Source organism: Subsaximicrobium wynnwilliamsii, from assembly GCF_007997225.1.
Classification (GTDB): Bacteria; Bacteroidota; Bacteroidia; order Flavobacteriales; family Flavobacteriaceae; genus Psychroserpens; species Psychroserpens wynnwilliamsii.
This window is the reverse complement of sequence record NZ_VORM01000011.1, coordinates 24,032-47,385: the sequence shown is the minus strand read 5'-3', so window position 1 is coordinate 47,385 and position 23,354 is coordinate 24,032. Positions and strand designations below refer to the sequence as shown.

Here is a 23,354-nt window from a genome sequence, read left to right as displayed (position 1 = left end):
TCTTCAGCCACATTTCATATTAAATTTTGTGAATCAATTGATCGTAAGGTAGTTTCTTGGAAATGATATCCAGCATGAGGAGTTTGTCTTGAATTTTATCGATCGCGTTGTCATCTATTACCTGTTGAGACCACTCTGTTAGACTTAACCATTCTTGCACATCCTCGAGCTTTTGGTCATAGCGTTGGGCAATGATTTCGTCAATTTGTTCTATATCCTTAAATCCTGAAGTGCATGTATTGATTATCTCTAAAATGCTGGCAATATCTTCTGGATCGGACTTAATGAACGCATCGCTAACCGCAATAACAAAACAAGGCCAGGGGGTAGGGCAGTTGCCAACTCTTCGAAACGAGCCATTATCCACCAAGGGCTTTGTGGTGAATTTCTCCCACATAAAGTAGTCTGCCTTGCCTTTTGTGAGTCCGTCAACTGCACCGTTTAGATCATCAATGATCTCAAAATCCAAATCTTTTTCAAGATCCCATCCTTGATTTTCGGCGTTGATGTATGCCATCAAGTGAGATCCAGAGCCATACCTGCTTATCGCAGCCTTACTGCCTTTGAGCTCTTCAATAGACTTGTACTTGGAGTCATGAGCCACATGAATGCCCCAAATCAGGGGTGATTGCACAAAAGTCTGCACAATTTTACTCGGGTTGCCTTCTATGATATCCTTGATAATGCCTTCAGTTAAAATAACTGCCATATCAATTTCGCCATCCCGTAAAGCTTTACTCATTTCGCCAGTGCCTCCAAAATAATCTTTCCAACGTAGATTGATGCCTTTTTCCTTGTAGGCTCCGTTTTTTAGCGTGAGATACCAAGCCAAATTAAAATGTTCTGGGACGCCTCCTATTTTAATTGTTCTCAAATGATCAATTTTAGTCATCTAAATTTTTAATTTTTTTTAGGGTATAGTCAATCAATTCTGTAACGATTTTCGTGGGATCTGCACTAAACCTTCCGGTAGCCCTATTGGCAATAATGGCATTCATTGATAGCGCCTTATGACCCAATAGTTTTGAAAGCCCATAAATTCCTGCGGTTTCCATTTCCAAATTGCTAATGGTTTTACCTTCATAATCAAATCGCGCCAATTTCGCATTCAAGTCCTTGTCTTGGATGCCCAATCGCAATACGCGACCTTGGGGGCCATAAAATCCAACGTTTGTTGCAGTGAAGCCAACCGCGGTTTGATCGCTTTTGAAATGATCCAACAATGAGCTGTCACAGGAAACTACATAAGGATCTGATTTTTTTTCAAACCAATTGGTCTGTGATTTCAAAGCTTCGCTAATTTCAAAATCCTGAACGTGTTCGCTATCATAAAAATGAAGCAAACTGTCAAAACCCACAGCATACGCGCTAATTAAAATCGAATCTACGGGAATATCCGCCTTGATCGATCCAGAGGTCCCGACCCGGATAATATTCAAAGTGGTTAATTTCGTCTTGATCTCACGTGTTTTCAAATCAATATTGACCAATGCATCGAGTTCATTGAGCACAATATCTATATTATCTGTGCCAATACCGGTGGAAATCACGCTTAGTCGTTTCCCTTTATAGGTTCCCGTTTGGGTGTGAAACTCCCGTTTACGGGTTTTAAAATCCACGGTATCAAAATGTTTGGTAATGCTGTCTACACGGTCGGGATCGCCAACGGTAATAATTGTATTTGCGAGATTTTCAGGTTTTATGTTGAGATGATAAACGCTACCATCTGGATTTAAAATGAGTTCAGAGTCTTTAATCGGCATTCAAATTGATTTTAATGAGTTCGTTCTTTTCATCGTTGAATTGATAATCTAAGCGTTCTATGCCTCCAAAGGTCATATTGTTATTGATTTCAGAAGCAAAATTGTGCTGACCCAATAGGGCTACATGGCCTTTACTATTTAGCTTTAAGCCAGTTTCAGTCTCGTCATAAAGCAGTGCTAAATTGTCTATTTTCCGTTTGAGTTGAAAATCACTGAACCCATAATAGCCTTGGTAATAAATGCTATAGCCCAATAAATGGTGCTTCGACTTTACATTTTTTTGATCGATGATTGTTAGCATGTTGCGCTCAATCACACTCAAACCGCTTATAGAATCTGGGAATCGTTTGAGATGCGCTTTAAGGCAATTGCTCATGTACTTGAACGAGGATTTCTTGACAATATAATTTTTGAAAAGATTATGATCTTTGCCGCAGTAGGTGCGCCAAAGTGTGATAGCGAGCTCCAGATCCTCCTCGGTCAATCTTATTTTATCTTTATAATGAGCCAGTAATTGTTTGCTGCTCAACTCATTCAAACCTTTAAGGTCTTTTTCGCCTTTGACCCTGCCACTGCATACCAGGTAGATGGGGAGATTTATTTCTCTTTGATGAATTAAATTCAAGACCGCAAGCATGTTGATATGGCAAAAGAGCTCGTATTCAAACCAAAGCACGATTTCAGTATAACCACTTTTGCTATTGAGTTTTGAAAGTTCACTTGTAAACGCGGCTTCATCAAATTCAATAGCGTAAAAATCGTTTAAAAATTGCCTTCTGGTTTCAATAAATTCCTTTGAGTCAATACCGGCAACAGTAGGGCCTTCGCACAAGATCTCGTCCCAAGTCAAAATCTCGCCTTCAATTTTTAACTCCCTTAGGAAGTTGGTCAAATCTTGACCCTTAGAAATATGCAATTGATTGTTCATTAACCTCCAACACGTTTTACGTTAAACCCTTTATCCTTTAAAATTTCCATGATTTGAACTCTATAATCGCCTTGGATGATGATTTTGTCATTTTTAAAACTGCCACCAACACCCAATGTGGTTTTGAGTTCTTTGGCTAACTTCTTAAAATCCTGGTCGGCGCCGGTATACCCTTCAAGTATGGTTATGGGTTTACCTTTTCGCTTTTCATATTTGCACAGGATGGGATCCTCTTGTAACCAAATACCCTGTTTTTCCGATTTTTTTTCTTCGGAAGGATTCTCGTCAGGTTCATGGTCGGGAAACAAATTTTTGAGTTGATCTTGTAAATCCATAATTTTTAATCAATAGGTGTCAGACACAGACACAGACTTCAGTTCAATTTATAAGACACAATCAGCTCGGATGGCCTTTTAGAGACTGAGGACTGAGTCCTGAAAACTCATTTTTTCAGTCCCAATTCCTTTAAGCGCTCATCTAAAAACTCACCCGCCGTGATATCTTCATATTGTTTTGGGTGGTCTTCATCAATGCAGCTTTCCAGAACGTCTAATTTCATCTCACTAATGGGATGCATAAAAAACGGGATGGAATAGCGTGAAGTGCCCCACAGTTCTCTGGGCGGATTTACGACGCGATGTATGGTTGATTTCAATTTATTGTTGCTGTGTCTTGATAACATATCGCCCACATTGATCATGATTTCATCGGGCTCGGCCATGGCATCAATCCATTCGCCTTTATGGTTTTGAACTTGTAGACCTTTACCTTGGGCGCCCATAAGTAAGGTAATGAGATTAATGTCGCCATGTGCAGCTGCACGCTCTGCAGTTTCAGGTTCTGTAAGAATTGGAGGGTAATGTATTGGTCTCAAAATTGAATTGCCATTATGGATGACGTTGTCAAAATAGGTCTCTTCCAGCTCTAAGAATAATGCGAGTGATCTCAAGACATATTTTGCGGTTTTTTCCAACATTTGATAGGTTTCCTTGCCCACTTTATTGAATTCTGGCAATTCATCAACCTTTACATTTTCAGGATATTCCTTGGCGCGCTCTGCATCATCTTCCACATATTGGCCAAAATGCCAGAATTCTTTGAGATCACCAACTTTTCTGCCTTTCGCACTCTCTTTTCCGAAGGATACATAGCCACGCTGACCGTTTATACCTTCAATCTCGTATTTCCGTTTGGTCTCAAGATTCAAATTAAAAAACTGTTTGATCTCTTCGTAAAGTTGATCTACCAAGGCGTCATTCAAAAAATGGCCTTTTAAAGCCACGAATCCAATATCTTCATAGGCCTTTCCAATTTCATTTATAAATTTTTGCTTCCGATCGGGATCGTCTGACAGGAAATCACGTAAATCAACACTTGGTATTTTAGTCATCTTAAAAATGGATTAAATTCGTGTACATCATCACAAAAATAGCGAAAATACCGATAAGAGCGTGTTTTTGTCTAGACTTAAAAAATCTTGGAATACTAACAATTCCTCAATTTTTAATTACATTTGATTTAAGAAATAAATGTGATATTCTATGTTGACGTCCTCCAAAAGCGTTATTGCCTACGATAAAAAAAATCTCGACGATGCTACTTTAGTTAGCCTCTATAAAAACATGCTCAAACCAAGAATGATCGAGGAGAAAATGCTCATCCTTTTACGGCAGGGCAAGATCTCAAAATGGTTCTCGGGCATAGGCCAGGAGGCCATTTCGGTTGGTGTGACCATGGCGCTGAATAAAGAGGACTATATATTACCAATGCATCGCAATCTCGGGGTGTTTACAACGCGCGAAATCCCTTTATACCGCTTGTTCAGTCAATGGCAGGGTAAAATGAATGGCTTTACTAAAGGCAGAGATCGCTCCTTTCATTTTGGCACACAAGAATTCAATATCGTAGGCATGATTTCTCATTTGGGTCCGCAAATGGGTGTGGCCGATGGTATTGCGCTAGCCAGCTTGCTCAAAAACACAAATCAGGTTACGGCGGTCTTTACAGGTGAAGGCGGCAGTAGTGAAGGTGATTTCCATGAAGCGCTTAATGTGGCTTCTGTATGGTCTTTGCCTGTTATATTTTGTATTGAGAACAATGGTTACGGACTTTCAACACCCACAAATGAACAGTATAATTGCAAGGATCTGGCCGATCGCGGTAAAGGTTACGGCATGGAAGCCTTCGTTTTGGACGGAAACAACATCGTCGAGGTGTATACAAAAATGCTGAAACTAGCCGAAAGCGTAAGACGGCAGCCCAGACCCATATTGATCGAGTTCAAAACGTTTAGAATGCGAGGTCACGAAGAAGCCAGTGGCACCAAATATGTACCTCAGGATTTAATGGATGAATGGGGAGCAAAAGATCCCTTGGAAAATTTCAGGGCATTTTTAAGGGAGAAAAATATCTTAACTGAATCCCAGGATGTGGAATTCAAGGCATCTATTTTAAAGGAAATCAACGATCATCTCCAGCAAGCATATAACGAAGCAGCGATCATACCAGATGCAACCATCGAGTTAAATGATGTGTACCAAGATTTTGAATATCAACAAATTGAAGCTGTTGATGATACTGAAGAAATACGACTTATAGACGCCATTTCACAAGGTTTGAAACAAGCGATGGAGAAACATGATGATTTAATTATCATGGGACAGGATATTGCAGAATATGGTGGTGTTTTTAAAATCACTGAAGGTTTTGTAGAGCAATTTGGAAAGGCTAGGGTAAGAAACACACCTATTTGTGAATCGGCCATCATCGGAGCGGCCATGGGACTTTCCATTGCCGGGATGAAAGCGGTTGTGGAAATGCAGTTTGCCGATTTTGTGAGTTCGGGTTTCAATCCCATCGTGAATTATTTGGCAAAGTCCCATTACCGTTGGGCTCAAAATGCAGATGTTGTGATAAGAATGCCATGCGGTGGCGGCGTTGGGGCAGGACCGTTCCATTCCCAAACCAATGAGGCCTGGTTTACAAAAACTCCTGGCTTAAAAGTGGTGTACCCTGCATTTCCTTACGATGCGAAAGGGCTATTGGCAACCGCCATTGAAGATCCAAACCCCGTATTGTTTTTTGAACATAAAGCTTTGTATAGAAGCATTCGGCAACAGGTGCCTACCGCGTATTACAATTTACCTTTAGGCAAAGCGGCCCAACTAAAAACCGGCAACGCGGTATCGATTATCACTTACGGCGCAGGCGTGCATTGGGCGCTCGAGACTTTGGAGAAGAATCCTGATATCGATGCCGATCTTTTAGACCTAAGAACCTTGCAGCCTTTGGATACCGTTGCTATTTTTGAATCGGTCAAAAAAACGGGGCGTGCTATCATTCTTCAGGAAGACTCGCTTTTTGGTGGTATTGCCAGCGATATATCTGCAATGCTTATGGAGCAGTGTTTTGAATATCTCGATGCGCCAGTAAAGCGTGTCGCTAGTATGGAAACGCCAATTCCGTTCATGAGCCAGTTGGAAGACCAATATCTGGCGAAAGGCAAATTTGAAGCGGCTTTGAAAACCTTATTAGCCTATTGATTTATGAGACCTCTCTTTTTTGTTTGTATTTGCCTCACTTTTTTCAATTGTAAAGAAGAGAAACCTGCTGAATACGAATGGAAAACGATAAATGTGACTGCAACCGCTTTCAACTCCACGCGCCGGCAAACCAACAACAATCCGCATATTACAGCTTTTGGCGACAGTTTAAAACCGGGTCTGCGTTACATTGCGGTCTCTAGAAATCTGCTTCGTCTAGGCTTAACGCACAACACACCTGTTAACATTGAAGGCCTTGAAGGCACTTATCTTGTCAAGGATAAGATGCATTACCGTTGGAAAAACAAAATAGACGTTTATATGGGCACCGATGTGGAAGCCGCCAGAAATTGGGGACGTAAACGGGTCAATATTAGCTACCGTGTAAAAATCAAAACTGACTCTCTGTAACTGTTTTTATTTCAACGCTGCTTCTGAAAGCAAAAACGGATACACTTCGCGTAGGGTTTTCAGTTCATTTTCATTGAGTTCGTCTGGGTTTTTATTGAAATGGGATTTGGCATAATCAGTTCGCAATTCATAGTAGGCCTTGCTGAGTTCATCTTGTACGGCAATATAGAAATTATAGGAGGTAAGTTTATCGTTTCTAAGTGAAATAACCGCTTTTGAAGGATTGTCTGACGAGGTCTTCGTGCCCAGACCGCTGCAGTAATCACAACTTGAATCGCCGTTATTATCTAAAAAGTCCACCGCTAATGCTTTTAATTCAGCAATAAAAACCAGTTGGTTGTCAACCATCAATTGATCTTCGGAATTGATGTAGATCTGCAGTAAATTTCGTTGGGCGATATCGGCATTGCAATGGACTCCGGGCGGACAATCGCTGGGCAAGGTTCTACTGATGCCTTTGTCTTTGGGGATGACGGCCGTGACCAAAAAGAAGATGAGTAATAAAAATGCAATGTCGGTCATAGAGCCCGCATTGACTTCTACGGAATAACGCCTGGAGTTTTTCATGATAGTCGTTTTTTAAGATTTTTTTAAGAGAATCAAGAATGATACCAGTTTGTAGTCTCCAGTCTCCAGTCTTCAGTCTTCAGTTTCCAGTCGTCAGTCTTCGGTCTTCAGTCTCCAGTCTTCAGTCTCCAGTCTTCAGTCTCCAGTCTTCAGTCTTCGGTCTTCGGTCTTCCGTCTCAATTTATCATGAAATTTGAAACTTTCTTTTTGCAAACTTCTTTTTGATTAGACCAATTAGACCAAAAGTGCATTTCGGGAAGCATAATTTTTTTTTCAATTGTTTTGCATATTATGCCTTGATAACTTCATAAAGTCTTAATTTTGTGGGAATTTTTTTTTCAGATTAGAACAATTTATGGCCAATACGGTAGAGATTCAATCCAAAAAAGCGACTAAAAAGCAGCTTTATGATTATCAGATAGCAGATCTCAAGCGCATTTTTGACGTGATGGAGAACGCTCCAGATAATTATAACCTGTTGTATCAACTCCCAACTGGTGGCGGTAAAACGGTGGTTTTTTCTGAAATTGTTAGACGCTACATCAACAACAAGAAAAAAAAGGTCGTCATTCTAACGCATCGCATTGAACTTTGCAAACAGACCTCCAAAGTGCTGAAGGGCTTCGGGGTCAACAACAAAATCATCAATAGTAAAGTAAAGGAATTGCCAGACCAAGATCAATACCAGTGTTTTGTGGCCATGGTAGAGACCTTGAACAACCGACTCAATGATGGTAAACTGAGATTGGAAGACATTGGCTTGGTCATTATCGACGAGGCGCACTACAATTCCTTCCGAAAATTATTTAAGTTTTTTGAAAATTGTTTCATACTAGGCGTCACAGCTACACCTTTGAGCAGCAATATCAAATTGCCAATGAAAGACAATTATAAGGAATTGATTGTTGGTGATGATATTTCAACCTTGATAGGAAATGGGTTTTTAGCTTCCGCGGAAATGTACAATTACGATGTGTCACTTTCTGCGTTGAAAGTTGGCATCAATGGGGATTATACCGTGAAATCTTCCGAAGCATTATATTCCAATGCCAATATGTTGGGCAAATTATTGTTCGCCTATGAAGAGCTTAGCAAGGGGAAGAAAACCTTGATCTTCAATAACGGGATCAATACCTCCCGCGATGTGTATTATACGTTCAAACGTGCTGGTTACAACGTGCGCCATTTAGACAACACCTGCGGCAAACAAGAGCGCAGGGATATTTTGAAATGGTTCAAAAACACGCCCGATGGCGTGTTGACCTCGGTAAGTATCCTAACCACTGGTTTTGATGAGCCTTCAGTAGAATCGATAATTCTAAACCGTGCCACACGCTCGCTTACGCTTTACTTTCAAATGATTGGGCGAGGATCCCGAATCAATGGCGATAAAACGAAATTCAAGGTCATTGACTTGGGCAATAATTCCATACGCTTCGGGCCATGGAGCCAGCCTGTGGATTGGCAGCATATTTATAAAAACCCAGACTACTACCTGGAGAACTTGCGTCATGACGAAGACATCGAGCGCGATTTTGTTTATGAAATGCCAGATTCCCTAAAAAAACGATTCAAGAAGAATCCGAATGACGATTTTGACATTCAGGAAGAATACAAAAATGTGATTCGCGATGGTAAAAAGAGCATGCAAGCCATTGAAAACAGTATCGCTCAGCATTCCGAATTGGTAATAGCAAACAGTGAGGATATTTTTGAAGCGCGTGCTCTTGCCAAACTCCTGCACGATGATATTTGCTACCGCATAAAAAAATATTGCCATTGCATCATGAACAGCACTAAAAACTACAAAGAGTGGCTGTTAGAAGAGTATATACGTAAATTGCGACTCAGTTTCAACGGAAAGTTTTAACGTAGATTTAAAATGCTTGCTAAGAAAAGGCCTTACTTTTGAACTTGGGAATGGTTTTTGATTTTCAAGTTGAATTAAAACCGAATCTAGAATGAAAACCGTAAGATTTTTAGTGTTATTATTAGGTGTTGCTTGGCAGTCTTTTGCTCAGCAACCAGATAATAACGAGAAAAAGGCACTCAAAATCCCTGCTATCGAAACCGATATAAAGGACAGCATACCTGCCGCATTTGAAATTAAGCCTGAATCTAAATTCAGCATCCGCAATCCTGAAAAAAGCAACAGTGGGAACGCGCCCAAGAATAAAATCACCATAAAAAGTCCCGAAAAGGAATTTTCAATGATAGATGACAATCCATTGATGCAGCCTGGGGCAATTTATGAACAGCGCTTTAATAAAGTGGCAGTAGAGCAGGGCCTGATGATCGAAACCATGGCAGATGTGTTTCTTGGCGATATAAGAAGCAATGGTGAGTTTGTCAAAATCATGTGCCGAGATCACGAGTACCCAGATGGTGATTTGGTGCAAGTGATTGTCAATGATGTCACGATAATACCTCGATTGTTGTTGGAATCTGGCTTCAAGGGTTTCGACATTCCCTTGGAAGTTGGAATCAATAAAATAGTGTTCTTGGCTCTCAATCAAGGCGAATCTGGTCCCAATACGGCAGAATTTATAGTCTACGACGATAATCAACGGCTCGTTTCGTCCAAAAAATGGAATCTGCTTACTGGTGTAAAAGCTACAATTCTTGTGATCAAGGATGAATATCCCATTTTAGAAAAAGGGGCACAAGAAACAAATTCCAAGGAAGAATAAAAGAGGCTCAAGATTCTCGATCCCACCATCTCATAATTCAATCTCCATGTATGATGTGGGTTTAAAAGAATTTGTCGTTCACAATAGCCCAGTGTACTTTGACTTGGGCTTGGAAATTTTGGTTCTATCCAGTTACAAATTTAGCGTGTCACTTTCATTTAAAACTAATCTTGGTGCAGATTGAAGTTTTATGCGAGCTCAAAATTTAATTAAATTATCGATTTTCAAATCGTGTTTTTGATAAAGTCATGTATATAATGTATCTTTACAACCAGCAGTAAACGATTTACTGTATCATTAAAACATCCAGAAAAAACCAATGGCTAAGTCGCAACAGACATTCAACAAAAGTGAAAAAGAAAAAAAACGTTTAAAGAAGCGCGATGAAAAGCGCAAGAAAATGGAAGCACGTAAGATTGAGAAAGAACAGAACGATGGTTCTGACAATATTCCTTTCGCTTACGTCGATCAATTCGGAAACCTAACCGATACCCCTCCAGATCCAGCAGATAAAATCAAGGTCAAGGCCAAGAATATCGTTATCGGTGTACCCAAGCAAGAGGATATGGACGAAGAGGAGTTTGATCCCATTAGAAAAGGCAAAGTGTCTTTTTATGATAATTCCAAAGGCTTTGGATTTATTATCGATATTGAAGATCAAGAAAAATATTTTTGCCATGTGAGCAACTTGATTGATCCTATTGAGGAGAACGATAAAGTTGAATTTGAACTGGAAAAAGGCCCTAGAGGCTTAAATGCAGTTCGGGTAAAAGTGATTTAAACGCATTTAAAATATAAAACTGAGGCTAATAGATGTTGAAAAACGTGTATCGGCCTTTTTTTGTTTTTTAAATCGAATTACTTGATCCTTTAGATTTCAAATCCTTCGGAAATTCATGGTCGACATTCAAGACTTTAATGTATTGCTATGGAATGCTAAAACGATCATCAGGTTTTTGCATGTCTACACGTCATTCTTCAACCAAGTAGTTCGTTCAATGCCTTGACTTCTCCCATTTTGAGAGCTTCCAAAGTAATGTTTCCAACGCGAACCCTCACTAAACGCAAGGTAGGAAATCCCACTTTAGAGGTCATTTTTCGTACTTGTCGAAATTTACCTTCAGTAATGGTAATGGAAATCCACGTACTTTTGCCATGACGCTCATCTCGAATTTTTTTGTTGCGTTCAGGAAAATCTGGAGGGGTCGAGAGCAGCTTGACCTTGCAAGGTTTCGTGAGGTAAGTCTCGCCTTTGTGACTTAAAATCACGCCACTTTTGAGCTGAATTAAGGCGGCCTCCGTCGGAACACCGCTTACCAAGACATAATATTCTTTTTCGATACCTAGGTTACAGATGTCGTAGCTAAGCTGCCCATCGGTGGTTAAAAGCAACAGGCCTTCAGAATCTTTATCCAACCTACCAACGGCCATCGTGCCTTCAGGAAAATCATGCAATTCCCCTAAAAAACGTTTATTGCGCTCATGCTTCGCATTGCTTTGAAACTGGCTCAAGTAGCCGTAGGGTTTAAAAAGTTTGAAATGTTGGTGTTGCATTGATTTACAGAATTTTTTTTGAAGCGAGACTATATCAAATTTTTAGAAAAACAAGAAGATGTTGGTGGAAAACACCAACATCGGCATTGCCGTTATAAACCCGACAGCATTTTTAAAGGCTGTTCTTTAAGATACTATAAACCAAATCTTTGGTAAGCTTTTGGTCTTTGGCCTGTGCGCGAATCGCCTCAAAAGTCATTTTAAAATCACACCCTGTCTTATAAGCAGAACAGCCGTAAGCGGTTTTTCCCTTGATGATGTTGCCAAGTTTGCACTTTGGGCATTTTGGCATGGCTTGAGTAGACACTGTTTTGGGTATTGATGCATTAGGAGCTTCCGCAGGTTTTGCCATATTTTTCTTGGGTTCCAAAACGATTTTGAATTGCTCATCAAATCGCAGCAAACCTTCCGTCGTTCCAGCTTCCGAGGAAAAACCCTTGAGATTTACAGTGGAACCTTTGTTCAATAAACGAACAAATTGCTTTTCCGAAATCTTTTTTCCGAAGTTTTCAAAAGGCAGCACGAATTTGCAACCTTCCTTGAAGGCGCTACACCCGTAAGCGGAATTTCCCTTCAGAATCGTTCCGTTTTTGCATTTGGGGCAAGAGATTGCTGTGATACCTTCTTTCTTTTTGACTTTAGGCGTAGTTTGGCGTTGTTCTAAAACACTCGCGTGGGAGATATTGGCTCCTGTGCTCTCACTGCGAACCTCATAAACCAAGGCATCAACCATTTTTTTCATGTTGTTTATAAAAAGCGCTGCGCTGTATTCGCCTTTCTCGATATCTTTGAGCTGCTTTTCCCAGCGCCCAGTAAGCTCTGCCGATTTGAGCAATTCATTTTGAATCACATCAATCAAGGCCACGCCAGTAACGGTTGGTAGCAACTGCTTTTTGTTGCGTTTGATGTATTGTCGCTTAAATAAAGTCTCGATAATGTTTGCTCGGGTTGACGGACGCCCAATCCCGTTCTCTTTCATTAAATCGCGTAACTCATCATCATCCACTTGCTTGCCAGCGGTTTCCATGGCGCGTAGGAGGGAAGCCTCTGTAAATTGATTGGGCGGTTTGGTCTGTTTCTCAAGAAAGGACGGTTCGTGCGGACCTTTTTCGCCTTTGCTGAAATTGGGCAGGATGTCTTTATCTTTCTTCGAAGCCTCTTGTGAGTCTGCCTGTTTTCCGAAGTTAAAGACCACTTTCCAGGCCTCTTTTAAGATCTCTTTGCCGGTGGTTTTGAAGTTCACTTCCGCAGCCTTACCAATAACGGTGGTGTTTGACACTTCACAGTCTGGATAAAACACCGCAATAAAACGTTTGACGATGATATCATAAACTTGCTGCTGATTGTATTGCAGATTGATCTCAACACCGGTTGGAATAATCGCGTGGTGATCGGTCACTTTTTTGTCGTTGAAAACCTTGGCGGATTTCTTGATTTTCTTGACCAAAAGCGGTTGAGTCAGCGCATCGTATTTTTTAAGGTTTTTTAGAATGCCTGGTACTTTGGGGTACACATCATTAGGCAAAAACGTAGTATCAACACGTGGGTAGGTAACCACTTTCTGCTCGTACAGCTTCTGGACTATTTTGAGCGTCTCGTCTGCCGAAAATCCGAATTTGGTGTTGCAATAGACCTGCAATCCGGTAAGGTCGAAAAGTTTTGGTGCATAATCCTTGCCTTTCTTTTTAGTTATGGAAACGATTTCAAAGTCATCTTCCTTGACCTTATTGGCCAGAATTTGACCATCTTCCATTTTGAGAAAGCGCCCTTCCTCATAAGCAAAGAGCGTATCGCGATACAAGGTTTGCAATTCCCAATAGGCTTGGGGCTGAAAATTTTCTATTTCCTTAAATCGGTTTACCACCATCGCTAACGTGGGTGTTTGCACGCGACCTACGGAAAGCACTTGTTTGTAGCCGCCGTGCTTTACGGTGTACAATCGGGTGGCATTCATACCGAGCAACCAATCGCCAATGGCTCGTGAAAAGCCCGCATAATAGAGATTGTCGTAGGCTTCGGAATTTTTGAGATTTTGGAAACCTTCCCTTATGGCTTCCGTAGTTAAAGAGGAAATCCATAAACGCTGCACCTTGCCTTTGTAATTGGCCTGCTCCAAAACCCAGCGCTGAATCAATTCTCCTTCCTGCCCGGCATCACCACAATTGATGACCACTTCGGCCTGATCGAACAACTTTTTCACGATGTTGAACTGCTTGGTAATCCCAGAATTGCTAACCACTTTGGTCATGAATTTTTCTGGTAACATGGGCAGATTATTGAGGTCCCAGCTTTTCCAATAGGATTTATAATCGTTGGGCTCCATGAGCGTGCAAAGATGCCCAAAAGTATAGGTCACTGCGTACCCGTTGCCTTCATAATAGCCATCGCGCCTGGTTTTGGCACCTAAGACTTCAGCGATTTCTCGCGCAACACTTGGCTTTTCGGCAATGCAGACCTTCATTTATTTTGGTTCGAGGTTTTGGGTTTTGAGTTCAATGTTCAATATTCAATATTCAAAGATCAAGGTTTTGGGTTTAAAATTCAAAATGTGAACGCTGAATTTTGAGGCACAAATTTCAGATTAATAGTTGGAAAACCATTGCTAAAATCTTAAAATTTCATATTTGTTTGTTGCTATGATTTGAGGATTGCTCATGGGCAATTTTGAGATTATTGAGCTGAGCATAGTTTCTATGTTAAATATTTGCGGCCAAAATTGCGGATAAAATCACTTTTTATCTTCCGCTAATTCCTAATCGGTTCTTATTCTTTTTTTTCAGCAATCAATGCCTTGAAAAAATCTGCCACTTTTGAAGCGCCGGTTTTTCCGCCATCGTCAATGTTTGATAAGATCACGACGGTATAGTGGTCGTCCATAAAATCCATCAATTCACAATGGATGCCATACCAACCGCCACTATGGCCAAGGATGGTTTGGTTGTAGCGTTGGTCTACATCAATCCCATATCCCAAATGCGTGTTATAGCCTTTCACTTTTGGTTTGAACATGAGCTCGGTGGTTGCTTCACTTAAAAGGTTATGATTTCGCAGCGCTTTTGAAAAATGGAATACATCACTCAGGGTCGAATAATAAAAACCAGCCGGCGATGCTTTTGTTAAATAGGTATCGTTTTTTTTGAGGACTGTGTTTTCTCCAAACATAGAGGTGTAGCCGCTCGCTTTGTTTACTACTATGGCATCCATTGCCAAGGCTGCTGTGTTGGGCATGTTGGCTGGTTTGAAAATGTTCTCTTTTACATAATCATAATAATTTGTACCGCTTACTTTTTCTATAATTAGGCCTAATATCACAAAGCCAGTTGCGCTATAGTGGTATTGGGTTCCTGGTTTTGACAAGAGCGTATCATTGACAAAAAGCGGTACAAAATCTGAAATGTTTTTATATGCTGAAGGCTTTAACTTATCAAGATCATCTACGTAAAAATTGTTTAATCCTGAAGTATGCGTGAGCAATTGATGAATGCTAATGGACTCTCGAACCAGTTTATTGGGATAATCGGGCAAGTAGGCATCTATAGGAATATGAAGTTCCAACTTGCCTTGCTCGTAAAGTTGCAAGGTCGCCACCGCTGTAAACATTTTTGTTATGGATGCGATATTGAATGTTGTGTTAGTGGTGTTCTCAACCTTATATTCAATACTAGAAAGCCCATAAGCTCTTTGTTGGATAATGCTGTCGTTGTGAGCCACTAAAATGTTGCCTGAAAACGAATCTGAAGCCAATGCATCCAAATAAGCTTTGATGTCCTCATCTGTGGATTGTGCAAAACTTAGAGCTCCAAAAATGAAGAGTAGGATTGTGGGAATTAGTTTTGGTTTGTGGCGCATGGTTTTGATTATTGAATGTTATTATGATTTTTAGTTTTCAAGAGCGGTTAATCCAGCTTGCGCCGCACGCACATCCTCACTGCCATGAGCGCCGCCAACATCTATGCCGCCCACAACTTGCCCATCAATTACAATGGGAATTCCTCCATCCATAATCAATATGTTTTCATCTAAGAACCGAATGTCCTCAGGAATGTTACCTTCCTTGTCACCTTTGGCGATGGTTGCCGTGTCCCGTTTTTGGGAGCAGGCGGTAAAGGCTTTTTTGTAAATCGCTCGCAAGGTATGCACGCCAGCGTTGTGATGTCTTAATACGGCAAGGGTTGGTCCTGATTTATCCACAATGGTCACGCTAATAAATAAGCCATCCCTTTCGGCCTCGTCAAAAGCGGCTTGGGTTATTTTGGCGGCCATTTTTCCTGTAAGTATGGGTTGCATGGTATTGGTTTTTTGAGCGTAGGTCATTGTTGAAAGGCTTAATGTTAATATAATTAGTATATTTTTCGTTGGATGGATATTACAAACGATTTAAGCACAAAAATCATGAAGCAGTTGACGTTTTAGCGGTGACGACTTTTGTTCCATTTTAAAACTGACTTTAAAGATAACCAAAACCAGTAGGGTGGAAAATTTAGTGGATGAAATGATTGAATTTGATTTCAAAAGCAACTTAACAAAATTATAAAATGCTGGAGCGCAGTTTTCAAATCTTGATTTTACAATTTGGGTTTTCTTTAGTGTAGCAAACTTTAGATCGTATTTTAATGCAGATACATTGAGGAATGAATCCCAGAGCCTGAGCTGATCAACAAGTACAGTTAATCAACTCGTTTTTCAAAGCGTACCTTTCTAATTCCGAAGTCGGTTTCCCATTGCTCGATTTCTTTGAACCCAAGACTTTTATACAATTGAGTGGCTGGCTTATTATTAGCGCCAGTCTCCACCACAAAAACAGCGGAGTCAAATGCATCAAAAACGAATTCTAACAATGTTCCCCCTATGCCACGTCTAAAATACATCGGACTTACAACCAAACTATTTATACGGGTGTGATTTTGGCTGTGACTAATCTCAATTATTCCCGCTAAAACGCCGTGTTCTAAATACCCGTAGAATGTGGTTTTGCTTTCCTGATAACTTTCAATAGGCCTTTTCAGCGGTGGAAAATCAACAGCATCCAACAACTTGGCTTCAACAGCATAAGACAACTGAAAAAGCGAATGCATTTGTTTTGATATTTCCAGTTTATGATTTTGAAGCTTTTTAATCATTGCTAATCAAAGTTGAAATTTGGACTGCCATTTTAATTAGGGCGGAGTGTACTGTAACGTTTGGTAAATGATCTGTTGGGTTTATTAGATAGGTAATTTAGTGAAAAATGGCCGAATAGAATTCTGTCAATTATCGGAAGCGAGTATTGATACTATGGGCTTTCAAAAATTTGACTTTTTACTTGAATGCTCGCCATTGGGAACGGTTACTTTATGTTTCTTTCTCAATGCAAATAAACCCAAAATGGGACCTATCGCCAAAATGATGTATATGCTATTTGAAGCGGTCAATGCTATCATGCTGCTAATAAATTGAATACTGATGATCGTTATTGAAAAGCCAATGCAATTGACAATCGTAAGTGCTGTGCCTTTGATTTCTGCTGGCGCGTTTTGAGCCACTAGCGTTGATAAAAGCGGCGAGTCTGCGATAACAACCATGCCCCAAAAAATTAGAAAACCAATAAACAACCCTTCAGATGCACTGGCAAATAGTAATGGAGACATGAGGCAACAGGCGCAAGACAGGAATAGTGCCGTGAATGCGGTTCTTTTGGTTCCTACACTTTGCGCCATGTAGGCAGCGCCAATACAGGCCAAGCCGCCAACGCCAATGACTATAAATGATAAGACTGGAATATTGAAAAGTGCTTGAGAATGCTCAACGCTATATTTTTTAAGCATGATGGGTACAAAGGCCCAAAAGGCATACAACTCCCACATGTGTCCAAAATAGCCAAAAGCCACTGACCGAAATTCCCGATTTTTAAATACGCTTAAAAAAGCGGTTGGGTTGATTCTTTGGCTGGGTTTTCGGTACGGCCCGTCAGGCACTAAAATGAACATCAATAGGCCGCCCAATACCGCAAGCGATGAGGTTGCAAGCAGTACAGATTTCCACGGAAATGTATCCGTTATTCCCTTTAATAAATGAGGAAACGCAGTACCTACCACCAATGCAGCGACTAAAAAGCCAAGCGACTTGCCGAGTCCCTTTTCATAGTAATCTGCCGCTATTTTCATCCCTACTGGGTAAATGCCAGCCAGAAAAAAACCGGTTAAAAAACGAAGGGAAAGTAAACTCATTAAACTATTGTCTTCCCAGATTATCCCTAAATTGAACAGTGACCCCAGTAAGGCACTGATTAAAAATACTTTTGAAGGTGAGAATCGGTCGGCAATGGTCAAAATTGCGAAAAGCAGCGTGCCAATGATAAATCCAAATTGTACGGCCGAGGTTAAATGGCCTAATGCACTGGGGCTAAGCTCATAATTTAAGACCAGATCATTGATTACGGCATTTCCAGCAAACCAGAGTGAGGTACAGCAAAACTGCGAAATTACAATGGCTGGAAGTATGAATTTAGCGTGTTTCAAGGCTGGATTTTTCAGTTGTATTTCATGTGCTTGCAAAAGATCTCTGGCACGGTCAAGCAACCAATTTATTAAATAAAAACAAGCCCGAATATCCGGAAGGAGTATTCGGGCTTAAGTCATGCCTAGCAATTAATTTTAAGCGATGTTGTATTTTAGTGCTTTTTTAAATCTGTTATACTGTTAGCGCTAATACTTCGCATATCACTCTGAGTTGCTAGAAATCAATTTTTTGTAAAGACATAAATATACGGGTCATCATAGAATATTGAAAAGCTTTCAGTATTTACAGCAACATCTTCTTGATAAGTGTCTCCATCTTCATCTGCATCATATTTTAATTTATAAGTATTATTTCCTAAATTTTCCCAAGTTCCAGCGTCGGCAAAATCCGATTCACAAGTGCCAGCAGCAGTAGTGGTATAAGATGATTCTACAAATGTTCCGTTGGATTTGATTGTGAAATTACTTTGTACATCGCAATCATCTATAGGAAGTTCGTTATCGTTTAATAACGCTTTTGACAGCGACCAAACCCCTACAAAAGCGTCTTCTTCTACTTCTTGGATTGGTGGATTGTCATCATCACTAGAACAAGAGGTAAAAGTTAGCGTCACTGCGGTTAAAAGTAAAATTAGTTTTTTCATTTTTAAAATTTGTTTTTCAATGGTTTAGTGATTAACTGTGTGTAATTAAATGAGTAATATTTTTGTTCGATTCTTTTAATAACAGAAGTTCATCATTCTGGATGTAAAAGTTAATCTGTTTGTATATGGCTTATAGCGTGATCAAGCAGCGAATGTAGCAAAAAATGGAAGGAATCATAGTAAAAACCGTAAGATTTCACATACAAATATAAGGCTTGTACTTAATTGTACATGCTGTAGCAAGTTCTGCTTTTTTTTAGAATTTGAATTATTCGGCTAAAATCCTGTGTTTCAGTTTTCCAAGTTTAAAGGAGTCAATTTCACTGAGTTCATTTACTAAGTTCAGCTATTTCTTTTTCAGAAACTGTCTTATTGCGGCCCATTGTTTCAACATATCCCTTGCGTCTTGTGCTGGATAGCCTAGAACAGTTTTTCCTGCTTCCACATCACCTATAACTCCTGAGCCGGCACCAACGGTAGCGCCAGAATGTATGGTGGTGTGGTCTTTTATAGAGGCGCTGCCACCAATAACAACACCATCACCTAAGGTGACAGAACCTGCAAGACCGCTGTGTCCGGCCATAATGCAAGAACGTCCCATAATGCTGTTATGCGCTATTTGTACCAGGTTGTCAATTTTGCAACCATCGCCAATAATCGTGGAGCTGAATTTTGCCCTATCCACACAGGAGTTGGCACCAATTTCAACATAATGCCCAATGATGACGTTGCCTATCTGTGGGATTTTAACCAATCCTTTGCCATCCTCACTTGGTCGATATCCAAAGCCATCAGCGCCAATGCTTACATTGGTGTGAAAAATGCAATGACTACCAATAATACAGCGTTCACGTATTATGGTGCCAGACCAAACAATGGTATTATTGCCTATCGTGGTGTCATCAAAGACACAAACATTGGGATATAATATCACTTCGCTTCCCAACTCCACAGCTTTACCAACATAACAATTGGCACCAATCTTACAGCCAGCACCAATTTTTGCAGTTTCATGAATCACGGCAGTTGGATGGATATCGGTATCAAAAACAGGTGTTGGCGGATTGAAAAGCTCTAATAGCTTTGCCATGGCTAAATCCACATTTTTCACTTTAAGAAAGGCGCGATTTTCGCCGGGTTCAAGATCTAGATCCGTATGGACAAGGGCTGCACAGGCTTCTGAATCTGGCCAAAACTTCGCGTATTTTTTGCTGCCAATGAATGTGATTTGAGTAGGGCTTGCTTTTCGAATTTCCTCGGGTCCCTCAATTTTTTGGGTGGTATTGCCAATTAATTCGGCTTTTAAAATGTTGTTGATTTCACTTATCGTGTAGGATGCCATTTTTTATTTTAGTTAGTGATTAGTAATTTTGAACTATAAAGGTAAAAATTTAATTGCCTTGCTGCGTGGTTAAGCACTTAAATTAGCAAAAGCGAAACGAATAGAGTGGCGATAACTATTGAGAGTAAGAACAAATGATTCGGGCTTCTAAGGAAGCTGGAACCATGGCTTAAGTTTTAAGTGATGTGTTCTAGGTTGAAAACCTAGATTCCTAATTAACTTGAAATTGACTGATTTTCAATGCAGTTACTTGTTGAAAATGTGTTTATTCAGTAATTAATCGAAATTCTAAATTATTTTGAGTATAATCAAGTCCAACAATTCCATGTTCCATATCATAATAGACTTTGTCTATATTTGAACCTTCATAAAGCGTGAAATAATCATTTGGAATAACAACTTTAATCTTTGAATAACTGAAACCATTGAATTCCATTTGAATTAAATTTTCAAATGGTGGGACTGCTTCAAACCCATTTCCCAAACAAAAGGGGCATCTTAAAAGGGAATTATCATTTTAGTCAAAATGCTTCCGTCTCCAACTTTATGAATATGTATAGGTGTTTGGTTGCAGCCTCCGCCAACCTGATTAGAAACGTCAACATCTAAAAGCTCGAGTCCAATCCACAAATCGTCATAATAATAACTTGCTGTTTGAGTAGGTTGACTAAAAGCAATGCCACTTACAAATGCTTTTTCCAAATTATAAGTTGTTGGCTTAATGCGCACTATTTCATTTTGTGCATTTCTAAAGGTAATAACCTTATGGATATCTTGATTATGTTCAGGAATAAATTCATAATCGGAACTTTTGAAATTTTGATAAGGTTCATCAGCCGTGGCTTGACAAGAAACTAATAACACAGATACTCCTAATAGTGTAAGTATGGATTTCATGATTTTTTGCATGGTTTCCAGCGTTCGTGTGTTTGAGAGGTATGTTTAAGCGCCTAATTTATTGAAGCAAACCAAATAGAAGATTCCAGCGCAATTTTAGCAACTAAGCTAGAAACTGGCAATAAATTATACACGGCTTCGCAAACCATTATCTGTTTTCATTTCTCAAATAAACGTTTTGCTCAAAGAGTTTGTAGAAGTTATACGTCTCTTTATCTCCGTATGGAAAAAAATTGGTAAAGTAAACTAGTGCAATATTTTTTTCTGCATCTAACGAATAATAGGAATTAGCCAGGCCTCCCCAATATCCTGAACCTTTACTTCGTAATATTTCATCTTCACTATCCTCAATTGCCCATGCTAATCCATGTGTATCGCCTTCCGAGTTAATGCTAAGATCATTAGGTAGGTGATTGCTAGACATCAATTCAACAGTTTCTGGTTTTAGAATTTGACCACCATCATATTTGCCATCATTCATCATGCATACAAGAAATGTCAAGTAATCTTTTGGTGATCCAAATAAACCGCCACCTGCACTATAATCAGTAACGGAAGTTGATGGAATACGAGGATACTCTTGAAAACCGATAGAGTCGCGTTTTCCCCAAGAAACAATATTTTCTTTTAAGTTTTCAGGGACGTTAAACCAAGTACTATTCATTTCTAAAGGTCCCGTCACATTTTTCCTCAGGTAGGTCTCGAGGCTTTCGCCACTTATTTTTTCAATGATTTTACCCACCCAATCTAAGCTTGTTCCGTATAGCCAGAGTTCTTCCGCCTCAAATAATCTAGGCATGTCTTCATATTCCCATTCAGATTTGTCAAATGCTTGAAGGCGTTCATCCATAAATTCATATCCAAATCCAGAAGTATGAGTTAGCAAATGTCTTAAGGTAATAGGAGTATTGGATTTTATAAGCGCGCCGTTTTTGGTGAGTATAGGAATGGATGTCATCTCAGGCATGAGTTCAGCTAGTGGATCATCTAAACCAATTAAATTTTGTTCAACAAGTTGCAATGCGGCAACTGAAGCAATAGCCTTCGTCATTGAATAGATTCTAAAAATATTATTTTCAGTTATGCTGTCTTTTCCATCCCAAACAGACGGGCCATATGCATACCATTCCATTTTACCTTCTTTAGTGCTATATCCCATAACTGCAGCAGGAAGAGTGCTCTTTTGAAAATAAGTTTTAAGTGGCAATGCATCAATTACTACATTGCTTTCTTGTTTTCTGGTTTTGCAACCCGTTAATATTGAAATGGTAATTAGTGCAACTAGTAATTGTTTCATAATTGAATGGAGGTTTTGATTGATTGAGTGTTTGCCAACACTTGATGTCCCATCAAATATAACCATTCAAAACGAATATCGACGAAGTGCTTATTCAGAATCAAAAACCTCTTGAAAAGCTCGCGATTTGTTTTTTTTGCCCATTCTTTATGGCTAATTTGTTCAAATGTTGCGAAGCATTGCAGTATATGAACTTTGGTGCGGTTCGGTAAAGTCTTTCCAATTAAAGGTAGCTTTGAAAAATTTTGGCATTTCCTGAGTGAGCATTGATCGGGTCACAATTTTTATTCAAACAACCTATCATCAAAAAAATAATCTTCATTTCTAATCAATGAAACTTTTTCTGTAAATAATGGATGTTTGCTATTGACTATATAATTATACTCTTGTGGAATCACTGCTGAAGGCACTTTCAGTATCAACGAGCGCTGTTCGGTATACCATGCGGAACCTATTAGTTGTAATTTATAATAAGATTCAAAAGAACGCCAAGTATTAGGTAAGTTTTTAACTGGAACTTGCTCAAATAAATCTTCTTCATCAGCTATTGATAGTATCATTAACTCATAATCTGGAAGTTTCTTGATCGTATTTCTATGAACCACCAACTCCAAAGTTGAAAGTGACCTAGATGCACCTGTATAAATGACATATTCACCATCTAGATTCCATCTGTTGGCCGCTCCAGAACTTGATAATGCTTTTGAATGCTTTTTATGAGAAATTCTATATACTTCCATATTTAGACATTGTCACCATATTCAATTCCTGTAATCCTATCTTCAATGTATCTAATTCCAGAGATGGTTTTAAAAAAGTGCTCAGGTCTTTCATCATTAAAATGAAAGTTTGGCTTTTCTAACCAATCGTTGAATTCTTCCTTCGAGCCAAAAACCCGTTCACCTAGTTTGTATAACGAAAAGAGTAGAAGCAATTTCTCCTTGAAATTTATATTCAGCTTAGTTTTAGAACTCCGATAGTTTAGAACTGTTTTTTCGCTGACATTGAACCATTCAGAGATAACCTTATCGGTTGCGTGGGTTAAGGTTTTGAATTGTCTTAATTGCCTGGTGCCTATATTTGCTGAATGCAAATAGGTAATAACCTGACTATCTGAAATATTTGCAGGAATATCTCTGATTAAATCTTTTGTTGTATCCATAATTCAAAACTTTTATTTAATATACGTAAACCTTCTTATTATATGACGTAAAAGTTCTGA

At 39.5% G+C, this 23,354-nt stretch carries 24 protein-coding genes; 5 read left to right on the top strand and 19 right to left on the bottom strand.

What is annotated here, in order from left to right; genetic code table 11:
* Window positions 1-19: 19 nt before the first annotated feature.
* The 5 genes from ESY88_RS10785 to ESY88_RS10765 form a co-directional block, all read right to left on the bottom strand.
* Entirely contained in the window at window positions 20-874 is an 855-nt protein-coding gene (locus ESY88_RS10785; RefSeq protein ID WP_147086852.1) for a substrate-binding domain-containing protein, read from the bottom strand.
* Between the two features lie 10 nt (window positions 875-884).
* Window positions 885-1,763, bottom strand: a complete 879-nt coding sequence (locus ESY88_RS10780; protein ID WP_147086775.1) for a nucleoside phosphorylase — start codon at window positions 1,761-1,763, stop codon at window positions 885-887.
* A complete protein-coding gene (locus tag ESY88_RS10775; RefSeq protein ID WP_147086774.1) occupies window positions 1,753-2,691 on the bottom strand; it encodes a DUF1835 domain-containing protein in 939 nt (312 codons plus the stop codon). Before ESY88_RS10775 ends, ESY88_RS10780 begins: the two co-directional genes overlap by 11 nt.
* Complete coding sequence (locus tag ESY88_RS10770; RefSeq protein WP_147086773.1) at window positions 2,691-3,026, bottom strand: translation initiation factor; 336 nt, start codon at window positions 3,024-3,026, stop codon at window positions 2,691-2,693. Before ESY88_RS10770 ends, ESY88_RS10775 begins: the two co-directional genes overlap by 1 nt.
* A gap of 107 nt (window positions 3,027-3,133) precedes the next feature.
* Window positions 3,134-4,081, bottom strand: a complete 948-nt coding sequence (locus ESY88_RS10765; protein ID WP_147086772.1) for an isopenicillin N synthase family dioxygenase — start codon at window positions 4,079-4,081, stop codon at window positions 3,134-3,136.
* A gap of 151 nt (window positions 4,082-4,232) precedes the next feature.
* Here ESY88_RS10765 and ESY88_RS10760 point away from each other — a divergent pair, with 151 nt between their 5' ends.
* Window positions 4,233-6,233, top strand: coding sequence for an alpha-ketoacid dehydrogenase subunit alpha/beta (locus ESY88_RS10760; protein WP_147086771.1), 2,001 nt, complete (start codon window positions 4,233-4,235; stop codon window positions 6,231-6,233).
* Window positions 6,234-6,236: 3 nt separating this feature from the next.
* Entirely contained in the window at window positions 6,237-6,644 is a 408-nt protein-coding gene (locus ESY88_RS10755) for a 3D domain-containing protein (RefSeq protein WP_189702583.1), read from the top strand.
* 6 nt (window positions 6,645-6,650) lie between these two features.
* On the opposite strand, the gene ESY88_RS10750 is transcribed toward ESY88_RS10755, so the two are convergent.
* Complete coding sequence (locus ESY88_RS10750; RefSeq protein ID WP_147086770.1) at window positions 6,651-7,211, bottom strand: ExbD/TolR family protein; 561 nt, start codon at window positions 7,209-7,211, stop codon at window positions 6,651-6,653.
* A 355-nt stretch (window positions 7,212-7,566) separates the two neighbouring features.
* Here ESY88_RS10750 and ESY88_RS10745 point away from each other — a divergent pair, with 355 nt between their 5' ends.
* The 3 genes from ESY88_RS10745 (at window position 7,567) to ESY88_RS10735 (ending at window position 10,682) form a co-directional block, all read left to right on the top strand.
* A complete protein-coding gene (locus ESY88_RS10745) occupies window positions 7,567-9,081 on the top strand; it encodes a DEAD/DEAH box helicase (protein WP_147086769.1) in 1,515 nt (504 codons plus the stop codon).
* A gap of 91 nt (window positions 9,082-9,172) precedes the next feature.
* The gene (locus tag ESY88_RS10740; protein ID WP_147086768.1) at window positions 9,173-9,901 is read left to right on the top strand and encodes a hypothetical protein; all 729 of its coding nucleotides are present in this window, start codon (window positions 9,173-9,175) and stop codon (window positions 9,899-9,901) included.
* 319 nt (window positions 9,902-10,220) lie between these two features.
* A complete protein-coding gene (locus ESY88_RS10735) occupies window positions 10,221-10,682 on the top strand; it encodes a cold-shock protein (protein ID WP_147086767.1) in 462 nt (153 codons plus the stop codon).
* A gap of 197 nt (window positions 10,683-10,879) precedes the next feature.
* Here ESY88_RS10735 and ESY88_RS10730 read toward each other — a convergent pair whose 3' ends face one another.
* The 13 genes from ESY88_RS10730 to ESY88_RS10670 form a co-directional block, all read right to left on the bottom strand.
* Window positions 10,880-11,455 (bottom strand): pseudouridine synthase, encoded by a 576-nt coding sequence (locus tag ESY88_RS10730; RefSeq protein WP_147086766.1) that lies wholly within the window; start codon window positions 11,453-11,455, stop codon window positions 10,880-10,882.
* A gap of 112 nt (window positions 11,456-11,567) precedes the next feature.
* The gene (locus tag ESY88_RS10725; protein WP_147086765.1) at window positions 11,568-13,916 is read right to left on the bottom strand and encodes a DNA topoisomerase 3; all 2,349 of its coding nucleotides are present in this window, start codon (window positions 13,914-13,916) and stop codon (window positions 11,568-11,570) included.
* 302 nt (window positions 13,917-14,218) lie between these two features.
* Complete coding sequence (locus tag ESY88_RS10720) at window positions 14,219-15,304, bottom strand: serine hydrolase domain-containing protein (protein WP_147086764.1); 1,086 nt, start codon at window positions 15,302-15,304, stop codon at window positions 14,219-14,221.
* Between the two features lie 30 nt (window positions 15,305-15,334).
* Window positions 15,335-15,769 carry a GlcG/HbpS family heme-binding protein gene (locus ESY88_RS10715; RefSeq protein WP_223270800.1) on the bottom strand — a complete coding sequence of 145 codons (435 nt, stop codon included), beginning with the start codon at window positions 15,767-15,769 and terminating at the stop codon, window positions 15,335-15,337.
* 353 nt (window positions 15,770-16,122) lie between these two features.
* Window positions 16,123-16,575 (bottom strand): GNAT family N-acetyltransferase, encoded by a 453-nt coding sequence (locus ESY88_RS10710; protein ID WP_147086763.1) that lies wholly within the window; start codon window positions 16,573-16,575, stop codon window positions 16,123-16,125.
* A gap of 162 nt (window positions 16,576-16,737) precedes the next feature.
* Window positions 16,738-17,952: an MFS transporter gene (locus ESY88_RS10705; RefSeq protein ID WP_147086762.1), complete on the bottom strand. Its 1,215-nt coding sequence runs from the start codon at window positions 17,950-17,952 to the stop codon at window positions 16,738-16,740.
* A gap of 221 nt (window positions 17,953-18,173) precedes the next feature.
* Window positions 18,174-18,596 (bottom strand): lipocalin-like domain-containing protein, encoded by a 423-nt coding sequence (locus ESY88_RS10700; RefSeq protein ID WP_147086761.1) that lies wholly within the window; start codon window positions 18,594-18,596, stop codon window positions 18,174-18,176.
* A gap of 346 nt (window positions 18,597-18,942) precedes the next feature.
* On the bottom strand, window positions 18,943-19,938 hold the full coding sequence (gene lpxD / locus ESY88_RS10695; RefSeq protein ID WP_147086760.1) for a UDP-3-O-(3-hydroxymyristoyl)glucosamine N-acyltransferase: 996 nt from the start codon (window positions 19,936-19,938) through the stop codon (window positions 18,943-18,945).
* A 265-nt stretch (window positions 19,939-20,203) separates the two neighbouring features.
* Window positions 20,204-20,422, bottom strand: a complete 219-nt coding sequence (locus ESY88_RS10690; RefSeq protein ID WP_147086759.1) for a hypothetical protein — start codon at window positions 20,420-20,422, stop codon at window positions 20,204-20,206.
* Between the two features lie 14 nt (window positions 20,423-20,436).
* Window positions 20,437-20,835: a hypothetical protein gene (locus tag ESY88_RS10685; protein ID WP_147086758.1), complete on the bottom strand. Its 399-nt coding sequence runs from the start codon at window positions 20,833-20,835 to the stop codon at window positions 20,437-20,439.
* A gap of 148 nt (window positions 20,836-20,983) precedes the next feature.
* Entirely contained in the window at window positions 20,984-22,132 is a 1,149-nt protein-coding gene (locus ESY88_RS10680; protein WP_189702582.1) for a serine hydrolase domain-containing protein, read from the bottom strand.
* 284 nt (window positions 22,133-22,416) lie between these two features.
* A complete protein-coding gene (locus tag ESY88_RS10675; protein WP_147086756.1) occupies window positions 22,417-22,872 on the bottom strand; it encodes an RES family NAD+ phosphorylase in 456 nt (151 codons plus the stop codon).
* Window positions 22,873-22,874: 2 nt separating this feature from the next.
* Window positions 22,875-23,294 (bottom strand): MbcA/ParS/Xre antitoxin family protein, encoded by a 420-nt coding sequence (locus tag ESY88_RS10670; protein WP_147086755.1) that lies wholly within the window; start codon window positions 23,292-23,294, stop codon window positions 22,875-22,877.
* Window positions 23,295-23,354 lie beyond the last annotated feature (60 nt).